This window comes from Shewanella sp. SG41-4, from assembly GCF_014164505.1.
Classification (GTDB): Bacteria; Pseudomonadota; Gammaproteobacteria; order Enterobacterales; family Shewanellaceae; genus Shewanella.
The window spans coordinates 1-1,110 of the sequence record NZ_JACJFI010000657.1 but is presented as its reverse complement, the minus strand read 5'-3'; the positions used below and the strand labels follow the sequence as shown (position 1 = coordinate 1,110).

Here is a 1,110-nt window from a genome sequence, read left to right as displayed (position 1 = left end):
ACGAACGGTCTATTTCATTGAGTCGGAATGCCAAGCAAAAGGCGATTGCCACTGCCATCTTATCGGAAATTATGTCGAACAATGGACTGACAAAGACACCCCCGCACTCCATTTTTATAATGGTATCAACATCGACAATATTAAAAACGAAGTACATGAAATTTTAAAAATTGAAGAATATTTTCCTCGAAACTCTAATATCAATTTAGGCGCTAAAAACAATTTTTCCCACAGTAGCTATCCCATTAGCAATAGCTATCCGATGCAAAAACTCATCGAAATGGCCATTAACGTTGCTAAAGTACCCACATCAATTTTAGTCACAGGTGAAAGTGGCGTAGGTAAAGAGAAATTAGTTGATTTTATTCATCGCTATTCAAATATAAATAATAAACCCTTACTGGCAATAAACTGCGGTGCACTAACTGAATCGCTGTTAGACAGTGAACTATTTGGCTATGTAAAAGGCGCGTTCACAGGGGCTGAGAATAACAAAATGGGACTGATAGAAAGTGCCAATGGTGGCACACTGTTTTTGGATGAAGTCGGCGAACTTTCTCCCACGATGCAAACTAAACTACTGCGAGTCATTCAAGAAAAACAAATTCGCCGGGTGGGTGACAACAACATCAAAGATGTCGATGTTCGAATCATATCGGCAACCAATAAAGATTTAGAAGCGGCGGTTGAAGCTGGTGATTTCCGTCAAGACCTTTACTACCGACTCAATGTTATCGAACTCAAAATCCCTCCACTAAGGAATCGAGGAGAAGATATTTTACCCTTAGCGCGCTGTTTTTTGTCCGATTTCAATGAAAAACTGGGTAGAAAAATCACTGGTTTTAACTACAAAACAGCAGATTTATTACTCAACTACGACTGGCCAGGCAATATTCGTCAACTCGCCAATACGATTGAACGGGCGGTAGTGTTAAGTCCCGGGCCACAGATTATGCCTGAAGACTTACCAGAAGAATTTCATCAAAATATCTCTAAACCATCGATAAATAATGGTATTAAACCACTTAATACCGAGACTATATAGTCTTTTTCAATGGTATTAAGTGGTTTAATACCATTATTTATCGATGGTTTAGAGATATTTTGATG

General features: G+C 38.6%; 1 protein-coding gene. It reads left to right on the top strand.

Going from position 1 to position 1,110, the window contains the following annotated elements; all coding sequences use genetic code 11:
- A partial coding sequence (locus H5202_RS23045) for a sigma 54-interacting transcriptional regulator (protein WP_259397462.1) occupies window positions 1-1,045 on the top strand: 1,045 nt, incomplete at its 5' end.
- Window positions 1,046-1,110: the final 65 nt, after the last annotated feature.